12 protein-coding genes and 2 tRNA genes are annotated in these 11511 nt (G+C 61.7%); 12 read left to right on the forward strand and 2 right to left on the reverse strand.

Features of this window, described 5'->3' with window-relative positions; translation table 11 throughout:
* The first annotated feature begins 61 nt into the window (after positions 1 to 61).
* Both MRBLMC3_RS03630 and MRBLMC3_RS03635 read left to right on the forward strand, forming a co-directional pair.
* A tRNA-Lys gene (locus MRBLMC3_RS03630) sits at positions 62 to 137 on the forward strand.
* Between the two features lie 38 nt (positions 138 to 175).
* A tRNA-Lys gene (locus tag MRBLMC3_RS03635) sits at positions 176 to 251 on the forward strand.
* A 155-nt stretch (positions 252 to 406) separates the two neighbouring features.
* On the opposite strand, the gene MRBLMC3_RS03640 is transcribed toward MRBLMC3_RS03635, so the two are convergent.
* Positions 407 to 877 (reverse strand): Lrp/AsnC family transcriptional regulator, encoded by a 471-nt coding sequence (locus MRBLMC3_RS03640; RefSeq protein WP_133652386.1) that lies wholly within the window; start codon positions 875 to 877, stop codon positions 407 to 409.
* A 153-nt stretch (positions 878 to 1030) separates the two neighbouring features.
* Here MRBLMC3_RS03640 and MRBLMC3_RS03645 point away from each other — a divergent pair, with 153 nt between their 5' ends.
* The 3 genes from MRBLMC3_RS03645 to MRBLMC3_RS03655 all read left to right on the forward strand — a co-directional run bounded on the left by MRBLMC3_RS03645 (position 1031) and on the right by MRBLMC3_RS03655 (position 3410).
* Entirely contained in the window at positions 1031 to 1264 is a 234-nt protein-coding gene (locus MRBLMC3_RS03645; protein ID WP_363825869.1) for a hypothetical protein, read from the forward strand.
* Positions 1265 to 1547: 283 nt separating this feature from the next.
* Positions 1548 to 2939, forward strand: a complete 1392-nt coding sequence (locus MRBLMC3_RS03650) for a sugar transferase (protein WP_363734696.1) — start codon at positions 1548 to 1550, stop codon at positions 2937 to 2939.
* 216 nt (positions 2940 to 3155) lie between these two features.
* On the forward strand, positions 3156 to 3410 hold the full coding sequence (locus MRBLMC3_RS03655; protein ID WP_363754715.1) for a hypothetical protein: 255 nt from the start codon (positions 3156 to 3158) through the stop codon (positions 3408 to 3410).
* A 15-nt stretch (positions 3411 to 3425) separates the two neighbouring features.
* On the opposite strand, the gene MRBLMC3_RS03660 is transcribed toward MRBLMC3_RS03655, so the two are convergent.
* Entirely contained in the window at positions 3426 to 3719 is a 294-nt protein-coding gene (locus MRBLMC3_RS03660) for a hypothetical protein (RefSeq protein WP_363825872.1), read from the reverse strand.
* Here MRBLMC3_RS03660 and MRBLMC3_RS03665 point away from each other — a divergent pair.
* From MRBLMC3_RS03665 to MRBLMC3_RS03695, 7 genes are read left to right on the forward strand one after another with little or no spacing between them, the layout of a single operon-like run.
* The gene (locus MRBLMC3_RS03665; protein WP_414714616.1) at positions 3712 to 4887 is read left to right on the forward strand and encodes a hypothetical protein; all 1176 of its coding nucleotides are present in this window, start codon (positions 3712 to 3714) and stop codon (positions 4885 to 4887) included. The two genes, MRBLMC3_RS03660 and MRBLMC3_RS03665, sit on opposite strands and share 8 nt — an antisense overlap.
* Positions 4888 to 4914: 27 nt before the next feature.
* Positions 4915 to 5715, forward strand: a complete 801-nt coding sequence (locus MRBLMC3_RS03670; RefSeq protein ID WP_363734690.1) for a polysaccharide biosynthesis/export family protein — start codon at positions 4915 to 4917, stop codon at positions 5713 to 5715.
* On the forward strand, positions 5712 to 7139 hold the full coding sequence (locus MRBLMC3_RS03675) for an ATP-binding protein (protein WP_363825876.1): 1428 nt from the start codon (positions 5712 to 5714) through the stop codon (positions 7137 to 7139). Before MRBLMC3_RS03670 ends, MRBLMC3_RS03675 begins: the two co-directional genes overlap by 4 nt.
* Positions 7140 to 7141: 2 nt before the next feature.
* Positions 7142 to 8494, forward strand: a complete 1353-nt coding sequence (locus MRBLMC3_RS03680; RefSeq protein WP_363734686.1) for a GNVR domain-containing protein — start codon at positions 7142 to 7144, stop codon at positions 8492 to 8494.
* Entirely contained in the window at positions 8491 to 9408 is a 918-nt protein-coding gene (locus MRBLMC3_RS03685; protein WP_363734684.1) for a capsular biosynthesis protein, read from the forward strand. Before MRBLMC3_RS03680 ends, MRBLMC3_RS03685 begins: the two co-directional genes overlap by 4 nt.
* Entirely contained in the window at positions 9405 to 10229 is an 825-nt protein-coding gene (locus MRBLMC3_RS03690; protein WP_363825878.1) for a WecB/TagA/CpsF family glycosyltransferase, read from the forward strand. Before MRBLMC3_RS03685 ends, MRBLMC3_RS03690 begins: the two co-directional genes overlap by 4 nt.
* Positions 10222 to 11511: a polysaccharide biosynthesis protein gene (locus MRBLMC3_RS03695; protein ID WP_363734681.1), complete on the forward strand. Its 1290-nt coding sequence runs from the start codon at positions 10222 to 10224 to the stop codon at positions 11509 to 11511. The genes MRBLMC3_RS03690 and MRBLMC3_RS03695 overlap by 8 nt, the downstream gene beginning before the upstream one ends.

The raw sequence follows: 11511 nt of genomic DNA on the forward strand, positions 1-11511 counted from the left end.
CTGCTACCAGCCCGGCCACGCCAAAGCGACGGCCCGTCCGGGACTAGCTGAAAGCGGATGTGGACGCATAGCTCAGTTGGTAGAGCAGCTGACTCTTAATCAGCGGGTCCTAGGTTCGAGCCCTAGTGCGTCCACCAAATTCCCGACGATCAAGGCTTAGGCCGAACGCGGGCATGGACGCATAGCTCAGTTGGTAGAGCAGCTGACTCTTAATCAGCGGGTCCTAGGTTCGAGCCCTAGTGCGTCCACCAGACCTCCTTGCCACAACTTGATTTCCACGCCCTACCACGGCCCGATTTGGCGCGCCGCGTTAAATCGCGGCGCAGGTTGCTCGCTCCAGTCAAGTGTTCACGATAAAGCAAAGCAACCGATTGATCGATCCCGTTCAATCTGACTGAAAACCGCTTCAGACTGGCAATGCCGTGGTGAACTTGGTCATGGACAGCGCGAAATGGGAAGCTGCGCCCGCGACCGATGGATGTCCCAACAGGGTCATCATCAGGAAGCGATTATAGTCCGCGACGTCCGCCACGACGACGCGTATCAGATAATCCCATTCGCCAGACATCGAAAAACATTCGACGATTTCTGGCCGGCTCTCAACGAATTGCTCGAATGCGCGGCGCGCATCCTGCGCGTGGCTGCGCATGCGGATGTGGCAAAGGACATTAACGCCACGGCCGATCTTTTCAGGATCCACAAGCCTGACGGTAGCGGCGAAGACACCCGCAATCTCCAGCGCCTTGATCCGGCGCCAGCAGGAAGCGCTGGAGGCCCCAACCCGTTCCGCCAGGTCGGAATGGCTAAGGGTGGCGTCCTCCTGCAGCGCCGCGATAATCTTGCGGTCGATCGCATCGATTTGTCGGTCCTGTTTCATGAGAGGGAGGATAATCACCGCAGCGGTTTCATCCAAGAGCGCAGATGCGTCGCAGATGATCTTGCGAGTTGCCCAGAATGCGAATCTGCTTTCTTTTTCGGCCAACCGGGCTATTCTGTCGGCAGGCCGCATCATGCACGGTTGGACAGCGACATGATCGACCTTTCATCGAAATCACACGAACAGGGCCAGGACGGAAAGAAGGCCTCCGTCGCGCCTCAGCATGATCCTGTGCACGGGGAAAGCATCAACGGCGAGGCAAGGCCCTCCCGCTGGCATTTTCCGCACGAACGGATGGAAGCCGGGATCCAGCGCATTTCGCGATGGGCCGGCCCTTTGGCACTGATTGCTACTCTGCTTCTGCTGGGGTGGTGGACAATAGCTTGAAACTGCCGCTGATTCGGGTTTGGCGATGCGCTGCGCGCCTCCGGCTGCAAGCCATGGCATCGCCCTGCATTTCGGGTCGTCGCAAATCTGGGGCAGAGCATCCTTCAGGACCAACGGATCATCGGAAAAGCGGGTCCGCGCACCTAAAGCCCGATTGTCAGCCCAAAACATTTATGCCCTGCTGCTGCGCAACATAAATCAAAACACTGCGGATGTCTGATGGTTAACACGCTGCCGCACGGCGGTGCACGGTTTGACGTCAGGACATAAAAAAGGGTTGCAGATGTCGAAAATTGATCTGGCGATCAAAGGTATCCCCAGTCGCCAGCCCGCCACGGCCGCAGGTCAGCGGAATGCGCGGCTCTGGCTTTGTTTGTTGCTGCTGGTTGCCGACATGGCTGCGCTTGCAACGGGCTTCGCCCTTGGCCTGCGCGCGGCAGGGCTGCAATGGCTGGCCAACGGGCAGTGGCAACCGCTGGCGGGCGGCATGATCGTTTATGCCGTCCTGGCTTTTCACAACCAGGCATATAACCCCCATTGCCTGATGCGCATGACCCAATCATGCCGCAGCGCAACAATGGCCTTGGCTGGCACTTTGCTGATCTTCCTGCTCGTCGTGTTCTCGCTCAAGGCGACCGGCCATCTGTCGCGGCTTGGCGTTTCGGCAGGGATATTGTGCAGCGGAAGCCTGCTGGTGCTGCAACGGTTCATGATCGTGCAAATGGTCCGCCGCAATTTTGCGGACGGACTGTTCGCCCAACTTCTGATCATCGACGACGGCACCATTCCGGACGACGTCAGCGGCATGGTGATCGTCGATGCATCAGCCGTCGGACTGAAGGCCGATCTGGACGATCCATATATGCTGCACCGCCTGGGCACCCTGCTCCGCGATTATGATCGCGCGGTGATATCCTGCCCCGCCGACCGCAAGGCGGATTGGGCGCAGATGCTGAAGGGCGGCAACATATTGGGCGAGATCATCGTGCCGGAACTGGACCCGATGGCTCCGCTTGCCGTTCAATCCTATGGCGGCAGCCCGACGCTCGTGGTGTCGCGCGGTCCGCTGAACCTTGCCAACCGCGCGAAGAAGCGTCTGCTGGACATCGCATTGACGGTCCCGGTGCTCATCCTGATCGCGCCGCTGATGGCGGTGGTCGCGATCCTTATCAAACTGGATTCGCCTGGCCCCATTTTCTTCAAGCAGGAACGGATCGGGCGCGGCAACATGCTGTTCCACATACTCAAGTTCCGGAGCATGAAGGTGGAGCAGTGCGACGGCGCTGGCGCAACCTCCACGCAGCGGGATGATAATCGCATCACGCGTGTAGGGGCATTCATCCGCAAGACCAGCATCGATGAACTGCCGCAGCTCATCAACGTCCTGCTGGGCGAGATGAGCCTGGTGGGGCCACGCCCCCACGCCTTGGGATCAACGGCAGAGGAGCAACTGTTCTGGCAGGTAGACCGGCAATATTGGCACCGCCATGCGCTGAAGCCGGGAATTACCGGGCTGGCGCAGATCCGCGGCTTTCGCGGCGCTACTGAAACGCGCCGCGACATATTGAACAGGGTCGAGGCCGACCTGGAATATCTGCACGGCTGGAGCCTGATGCGCGATATTGCGATCCTGTTCGGTACGCTCAACGTGCTGGTTCACAAAAACGCCTATTAGTATGTGATACAGTTCAGCACCCTGACATCGATGGCGAATCGAGGAAGCGCCAACACGCAGATCGGCGGAAAAGGTTCCTCTGAAAAATCGAGATTTGCGACAAACTGCTCATAAAATCGGTTCGTCGCAAATTATCTTATCCCAGATCAGGATTTCGAACCTGATTCGCCTCCATATGCGACGAACTGATGGCCAAGCCGCCATCGTCCGAACTATTTGTTAACCGCAAAATCGGATATTAACGTCATCACCAATGGGCGGCGGAATATCGACGTGGCGGAAGAATTTGCAGCAGTTGCAGCGGCACCCTCTTTGATCGAAACGGCGGAGGTACGCCGCGAGATTCCGGTGCATGCCGGCAGCACGACTTTCGTCGATCGCGCCGAGAGCGGCGTGCAACTGCTATCGCGCTGGGCCGGCATACTGACCTTTGTCGGTGCTTTATCGGCAATTGCCTGGCTGATCTTCTGACCGGATTCATCCGGCTCAAGCTTTCTCCCAGATTAACAGCAGCAGGGCGCGCCGGGACTGGTCCCGACGCGCCTTCTTTGCGATGAACCGAGCCGTTGTTTTGACGCGACAAGCTGTTTTTCCGGCAGTGGTTTTACGCAAAAATACTTCTAGCATGCCCTGATTGCTGCAATGCAATAAGGGTCGATTGGTTTTGGACAAATATAATAATCCGCGATTGCGGGGCCGGAATTCTGCGCCCAGCGATCGACAGAATTCATGGTCGCGCACCTGTTTTGCGGCAGCCATAAGTGGTGCCGCAATGCTCACGGCCTCGCCTGCAGTTTCGCGTGCACAGGAAAATGACAACACAACCGAGCCAAAGCGCATTGAAAATGCAGCGGAGGAAAAAAGAATAAGTGATTACGGCCTACACCTTACGGCTGGCCTGGATCTACTTTATGACGACAATATCTATCGCGTGAACGATAACATCGAAAAGCCCACCGCCGATCTGATCGTCACGCCCTCTCTGGAGGCGGCCTATGGCATGCCGATCGGACGACACGACATCCTCCTGCGCGGCAAGATCGGATATGACCGTTTCATTTCCGAAGAGCAGCGGAGCAAGCTGCGTCTGGATACGGAGGCAAAGGCCAATATCCGCTTCGGCGCTACCTGCCTGATCACCCCAAGGGCCGCCTATCGCCAGCAGCGCGCCGATTATGGCGACATCAATGCGGTGACGGAAAATCTTCAGAAATTCTCCACGATCGGTGCGGATTTCACGTGCGAGCGGCCAGGACTTTTCCCGGTGGCAAGCTATGAGCATGACACGACCCGCAACGCCGCAGAGTTCGACTATGCCGACCAGACCAGCGATACGTTCCGGGGCGGTGTCGGCTATGCCATGCCCAGTTTTGGTACGCTGACCGCCTATTATGAGCGAGTGAACAGCAAGCGCAACGCGCTGGGCATCGAAAATCGCATCAACAGCTATGGCTTGAGATTCCAGCGCGCGGTGACGCCGATCACGCAGATCGACGCGGATGTCCGCTGGCTCGACGTCAGCAGCGATAGCGCGGCCGTGGGCAGCTATGACGGTCTGGGGTGGAAAGTCAGCCTCTCTACACAGGCCATTCCCCGCCTGAAGCTGACGGCGACGACGGAGCGTGCGATCATAAACGACAGCCTGATCGCCGCCGGCTTCACCATTGATAGCAGTTATCGCATCCAGGGCGAATTTTCGATCTCCGAATTGACGTCGGGCGGTCTGTATGCGGAATGGGACCGCAGAAAGTTCCGGCAGGATGCTGCACTTCGTCCCTATTCAATCACGGCCGATCGTAATCGTCGTTTTGGCGGCCTGTTGAGGAGGAAACTTTCCGATCGCTTCGATCTTACGCTGGATGCCCAGCATTATACTCGCAGAACAGACACCAGTGTCTCGAACTATAGCGGCACGCAAATAACATTGAGCGCTGCTCTGCATTTCTAGAACACCAATATATTGGGAGCATGAGCTGTGAAAGCCGATACTCTCGTTAAATCCATACTAATCCCGCTGATCATTGCGGGTCCGATGACGGCGATTGCCCAGACCGCTGCCGAAAACACGGCGGCGTCTGCGGTTGGCTCGGGCTATCAACTCGGTCCGAACGACGAACTGAAGATTTCCGTCTTCGGCCAGCCGGATCTGTCGACGACCACCCGGATCAAGGAGGATGGCACCGTCCTTCTCGCGCTCATCGGCCCGGTGCCGGCAAGGGGCAAGACTACCTCGCAACTGGCGCAGGATATTGCGGCCGGCTATGCCAGCGGCGGCTATCTGACCAAGCCGTCCGTCAGCGTCGATGTCAGCACTTATGTGAGCCGGTTCGTCACGGTGCTCGGCAATGTGCCGCAGGCGGGCAATTACCCGCTTGACCGGGATTACACGGTAGCATCGATGCTCGCCAAGGCGGGAGGATCGACCAAGGACGGCGCCAATGCCGTGATCCTGACGCCCGCCGACGGCAGCGGGCCAGTGCGCATTTCGCTGGCCGACATGGGCGCAGGCGCGATGCGGCCGCTGAAGGCCGGCGACACGCTCTTCGTGCCGCCTGCGGAAAAAATCTATGTCTATGGCCAGGTCCAGCAGCCCGGAGCCTTTTCCTACGTGCCGGGGCAAAGTTTCCGGCAGGCATTGGCGCTCGCCGGCGGACCGACACTGGCAGGTTCCACGAAAAGGATAAAAGTCCGGCGGGAGGGGAAGGAAATACAGGCCAAGCTGGATGATCCAGTGAAGCCTGAGGACGTCCTCATCATCCGGGAGAAGCTGTTTTGACGACCCTCGATCAAGGCTTCGCACAAACACGGCCTGGCCAGAAATCCGGCATTTTCGATCGTTTCCTGTCGCTCGCCCGAAGTGGGGAAAGGCGCAACGAACGCACCATCCCCGACGACGTGCCGCTGCACCTGGACGTACCGGCATTGCCAGGCTTCCGACATGACGCGCTGGAAGCGCAATTGGAGGAACCGACCCACAGGCCTCTTTCCATGAGCGCGATGGCTGCGCCCATCAAGCCCATCAGTCTGCGCCGCGACAGCATCTATGCCGCGTTCAACACCGCCATGCCCGTGACGGACCGCCATGGGCTGGCGGGGCGCAACAGCGAACTGGAAAAGCTGGTCGAGGCGATCGTCGTGCAACGCAAGCATGCCGTGATCTTCGGCACGCGCGGTTCGGGCAAGACCTCGCTCGCCCGCGTGTTCGGCGATCTGGCGGATGAAGCCGGATGCGTCGCGCTTTACGCCTCAGCCAATGGAGAAGCGGATTTCGACTCTCTCTTCCGTCCCTTCCTGACCGAATTGCCGATGAGCGGCGCGGGACAGGAACGGGCACGCAGGATGATGGGCGAGCCGCTGGACGTGTCGCGCCTTTCCGCCCTGCTGGTGGAGGAAGTGCGTGAACGTTCCATCCTTATCATCGACGAATATGACCGGGTGCAGTCCGAAACGGCCAAGCAGGATGTCGCGACGCTGCTGAAGCTGCTGACCGACATCCATTCTCCCGTCCAGGTCGTGCTGGTCGGCATCGCCAGCGACATAGAGGGGCTGATCGCTGCCCATCCCTCGCTCCGCCGCCACCTGGTGCCGCAGCGGGTTGCGCCAATCCCCAAGCCGGAGCTGGAACGGCTGCTGCTGTCCTGCGCAGGCAATGCCCGGCTTTCCATCGACGAGGATGCACTCGACGCTCTGGCGAGCGCCGCGATGGGGTCACCCTATCATGCACGGCTCTTCGGAATGTCCGCGGCCCTGGTGACGGAGGCAGCGGGGCGCGAGCGGATGCTGCTTTCCGACGTCGAACAGGGGCTGGTTTCCGCCCTGGAAGATTGGGAGGAAATGAGCAGACAGACCCACGCGCTATTCCGGCGCATCCTGTGGGAAGCCGGTTCGGCCCGCCGGATGATCGCTCTTGCGGCGGTGGTCGCATCGCAAATGTCCGCCATCAGCTATGAGCGGCTCGTGAAGCTCGGCCATGAGGTGCTGGGCGGCGGGCCGGTCAATGAAAGCCAGGCCCGCGATGCCATGATCCGGCTCCAACCCGCCCTGGTGGCGACGCCCAATGGCGAGCTTTGGATGTTCGAAGACACGCTGGCGCCGCAATTCCTGCTGCTGATGGCGAAACAGCCGGTGCAAAGCGCACCGCCCGTGCAATCGCCCGCGGAGGAAATGCGTGCACTGCTCAAGGGAGTGGATGGGCTATGACCATGAACCCGATGGACTTGCTGGCGGCGCTTCAGGCGCGCTGGCGCACGGCGGCGATGATCGGGGGCATATTGTTCCTGCTCGTCGCGATCGCCGCCTTTCTGCAACCGCGCCAATATATGGGAACAGCGTCGCTGTTGCTGGACCTTTCGCAAACCGATCCGACCGACACCAATACGGTGCAGGGTCCAAAGCCGGATACGGATGCCATCCTGGGTACGCAGACGGACATCATCCGCAGCGGCAAGGTGATGAATGCCGTGGCGCGCGAAGCGGGCTTCGTCGATGCGATGCCGACTGACATGCCCGCAGATGCACGGGTGCAGGCGGCGGCCGACCTGGTCGCGAAGAAAATGACCATCACCACCGGCCGGCAGAGCAACGTGCTCCAGATCCAGTATCTGGACGCCGATCCGCAGGTCGCCGCCAAGGTCGCGAACCTGATCGCCAAGATATACATGCGCGAACAGGTGGAACTGCGCGCCTCTCCCGCACGCGGATCGGCCCGATGGTTCGACGAGCAGACGGAAGAAGTGCGCCGTCGCTATGAAATCGCGCAAAAGAAGCTGTCCGATTTCCAGCGGGCGCACGACATCATCGGCATCAACCGCATGGACCTTGAGGCCGAGAAGCTCAAGAACATGTCCTACCAGCTTACCCAGGCGCAGGCGGAAGCGGCCGCAGCCCGGTCCAAGGCTGGCGCGGGCAGCGTATCGGACATCGAAGGATCGCTGATCGTCCAGAATTTGCAGGAGCAGGTCGCGGAGCAATCCGCCAAGGTGTCCGAGCTGCAAAAAACGCTGGGGCCCAACCACCCGACCATGGCGGCGGCGGCGGCACAATTGTCCGAGCTTCAGTCAAAGCTGGCCGCAGCCCGCGCCAGCCAGGCTGGCGCGGTCAACGCCAACAGCGTGGCAGCCAGCCGACGGGAGGGCGATCTCAAGTCCAACATGGCTGGCCAGGAGGACCGCATGATCCGCATGTCGGACGTGCAGGACCAGCTCATGGTGCTCCAGCGGGACGTCGACGCGGCCCGGCAGACTTATGATACGGTGCGCCAGCGCTTCAATGAAGCGGTGCTCAAGAGCCAGATCTCGCAGCCCAATGCCAGTCCGCTGGACGAGGCGACAGTGCCGCTGCTGCCTGCCAAGCCTAATGTCATCCTGTGGCTGATCGGCGGGATCGCGCTTGGCCTCATCGGCGGCGTGGCTGCCGTGATCATGATGGAAATCATTCATCCCCGCGTTCGCTCTGCCGGCGGCGTGACCCGCGCGACCGAGGTCGAAGTCATCACCGAATTGGTGCCAGTCACTGCGCGCCAGGCCAAATTCTTCAAGCAACAGGAGGCCGCATGAGACTGCGTTCCACGGCGGGCGCCCCGCATCAACTGGCGTCGGGCGGTCCGGCAGGCAGCGGTTCCACGCTCCGTCCCCGTGCCCGGGACAGCCATAATTTCGCCCGGCTGGCGGTAGAGCATGGGTTCCTCGCAGAGACCGAGGTACATCAGGTTGAGGCCCATGCCCGGTCGCAGGGCTTGGCGTTGCATGACGCGGCGGTGGACCTGGGGCTGCTTAATCCGGACGACGCCGGCATGCTCGCGGCCTTGCAGGGCGGCTTCGCCCTGCTGTCGGAGAACGACCAGCGGGTCGATCCGCTGGTCGTCGCGGCCTTCGATCCCGCCGATCCCTATGCCGCCAAGGTACGGACGGTCCGCGCAAAGATCCGCGCCGTCGCCAAGGAAGGTGATCCCGCCGCGCTCCGGCTGGCCGTGCTGGCCATAGATGCCGGCGACGAAGCGGCCATCATGGCGGCGAACCTTGCCGTCGTGCTGGCCCAGATGGACGGGCAGACGATGTTGATCGACGTCGACATGGGTCGGCCTTCGCTCGACCGGCTGTTCCGCATCGCCAACAAGGCCGGATTGGCCGAACAGCTGATGGGCAGCGCCGCATTGCTGCCGGCGGCCAAAACAGCGGTAGAGGGCCTCTGGCTGATGACTGCGGGCCGCGCGTCGGGCAGCGCGGCGAGCCTGGTGACGCGCGGCCCCCTGGCGGAAACGGCCAATGGCTGGGGCCTGCGCGATACGTCGATGCTGTTCTACCTTGCCGAGCGCAAGGGCGATCAGACCCCCTATGGCAGCATCTTGGCGGGATTTGACGCTGTCGTCATCGTTGCGCGGCGGGGCGATACCGCCATCGCCGACATGCGCCGGGTCATCGACGATCTTGACCGTCATAGCGTGCCGATCGCCGGAACGGTGATCGCATGAGTGCCGACCAGGCGCTGGCGCATCGCCAGTCCCTTCCCTCCCCCGGCATTGGTCCCGGCATAGGAGCTGGGGCTCCCGTCGCCCATGTCGGCGGATTGCCCGTGTCCACCCTGTCGCTGGATGCGCTGATCGCCAAGATGCTGGTGGAAGCGCCCTTGCGCAAAGGTCTGGAGCAATCGCCCCTTCTGGTGTTCGACGCCAATGGTCAGGGCCTGTCGATGAACGCCACCGATCCCGATTTTCGGGCGAACTTGGCGCAGGCGGACCTGATCCACGCTGACGGACAGATCGTCGTTGCGGCTTCCCGCTGGTTCGGCGGGCCGCCTATCGCGGATCGTTCGAGCACGACGGACATGTTCATCGACAGCCTGAAACCGGCGGCGGAGGCCCAGGTCAGCTATTACCTCCTGGGCGGCGAAGAGACGGTGAACGCAGCCTGCGCGAAGGAAATCCTCAGGCTGGCGCCGAGCCTTCGCCTCGCCGGGCGACGCAATGGCTTCTGGAAACCCGAAGAGGAAGATGCGGTAATCGACGCGATCAACGCGGTTGCGCCCGACGTCCTTTGGGTCGGCACCGGCAAGCCGCGCGAGCAGGCATTTTGCGTGCGCAATCGCGAGCGGATCAAGGCGGGCTGGATCATCACTTGCGGGGGCCTGTTCAACTACATCACCGGCGACTATCCGCGCGCGCCGATCTGGATGCAGAAGGCCGGTTTCGAATGGCTGCACCGCATGGCAACGCGGCCAAGGGAACTGGCCTGGCGCTATATCACGACGAATCCGCACGCTCTCTGGTTGATCTGGAAACATCGCCATGGCTGAAGCCCGGGCGGCTGAAAATATTGCGACAGGGCGCGTCCAGCGCCTGGGCAGCCTGTTCGGCCGCTTCGGTCTGGCCAGCCTGTCGTCCGCGATCGTCTCGGTCAGTCACCTGCTGATCCAGCTCTTTTCCATCCATCATCTGGAGACGGCGGCCATCGGCACGCTGGCCTTCCTGCTGGTGATCATCCAGTTCGGCTATGGCTTGTCCAATGCACTGGTGTCGACGCCCTACACCATCGTGGTGAACCAGGGAGACGATGTCGATGCGCGGAGCTTCGACTTCTTCTTCCCGGTCAACCTGATGCTGGCGGCCAGCCAGGGGCTGATCTGCGCAGCGATCGCATGGGCGACAGCCTCCCCGTCGGCAGCCCTGCTGTTCGGCCTTGCCGGCATGCTTTCGCTGATCCGCTGGTTCGGGCGTTCCAATGCCTATGCGCATCACACGCCCGCACGGGCCGCGCGATCGGATCTCGCTTATGCGGGGACGATCCTCGCCGGACTGCTGATTGCGATGCGAACCGGCGCGGACATGTCGGCCATTGGCGGCATGCTGGTGGCGGCCAGCCTCATCGGCCTTCTCCCCTTCGGCCTTGCCTATCTGCGGCGACATTTCGCCATGGCGCCCGGCCACGCTCTGGGCGCCTATCGCCCGGTATGGAAGGAGCAGTCGGCCTGGACGCTGGTCGGGGTGCTCTCGACGGAGGCGACCTCCAATTCGCACAGCTATATCGTGACGCTGCTTGCCGGGCCGACGGCCTTTGCGCCGATCGCCGTGGGCATGCTGTTCTTCCGGCCGGTCAACGTCTGCATCACCGCCCTCACCCAATTGGAGCGTCCCCGCCTGACCCGCGCCGTGGCGCGCGGCGATCACGGCGCGGCGATCAGGTCGGAACGGGTCTTCATGGCGGCATTGGTCCTGCTGTGGCTGGCGACCTGCGCGGTGGCGGCCATCGCCCTCTATGCCTTTCCCGGCCTGATCCTGAAACCGACGCTGGATCACCGGCTCGTGATGATCGCCGTGGGCCTGTGCGCGCTCCTGTCCCTCGTTCAATGCGTGCAGACGCCGATGAGCGTGATGACCCAGGCACGCAAGGCGTTCCGCCCGCTCGCCGCGCAAAGCATGCGCAGTTGCGGTGTCGGGCTGATCGCCGTGACGCTGATCGTGCTGGGCACCGCACCGGTCTTCTCGATCGGCGGCGTCGTACTGTCGCAGCTTGTGATGATGCTCGGCATCTGGCGGCTCGATCGAAAATGGCGGCGTGATCAGCAGGGAGCTGGTTGA

Origin of the sequence: Sphingobium sp. LMC3-1-1.1 (assembly GCF_040676285.1) — a bacterium.
Classification (GTDB): Bacteria; Pseudomonadota; Alphaproteobacteria; order Sphingomonadales; family Sphingomonadaceae; genus Sphingobium.